Annotated in this window: 1 protein-coding gene; it reads left to right on the plus strand. The window is 61.3% G+C overall.

Annotated features, from left to right (window positions below; genetic code table 11):
• Positions 1-406: branched-chain amino acid ABC transporter permease (locus ACV229_RS40730; RefSeq protein WP_448088679.1), on the plus strand; the 406-nt coding region annotated here is incomplete at its 5' end.
• Positions 407-486: the final 80 nt, after the last annotated feature.

Below are 486 nucleotides of genomic sequence, written 5' to 3' on the forward strand. Positions count from 1 at the left end.
TGCGATGCGCGCGATTGCCGAGAATCCGAACAACGCGAGCCTGATGGGCGTGAACCCGAACTTCGTGATCTCGGCGACCTTCATGATCGGCTCGGCGCTCGCCGCGCTGGCCGGTGTGATGATCGCGTCCGAATACGGCAACGTGCACTTCTACATGGGCTTCATTCCCGGCATAAAGGCGTTCACCGCCGCGGTGCTGGGCGGGATCGGCAACCTCGGGGGCGCGATGGTCGGCGGCATCGTGCTCGGTCTCATCGAACAGCTGGGTGCTGGTTATATCGGTGATCTGACAGCGGGCGTGTTCGGCAGCAACTACCAGGATGTGTTCGCCTTCATCGTGCTGATCATCGTGCTGGTGTTCCGTCCGTCGGGGCTGCTCGGTGAACGTGTGGCCGATCGCGCATAAGGGGGCTTCATGGAATCGGCTCAACAAATTCAAACGACGCTCGTCGAGGAGCGCAACATCACGAAGACCGTCACCATCGG

The organism is Burkholderia sp. MR1-5-21 (assembly GCF_053427715.1).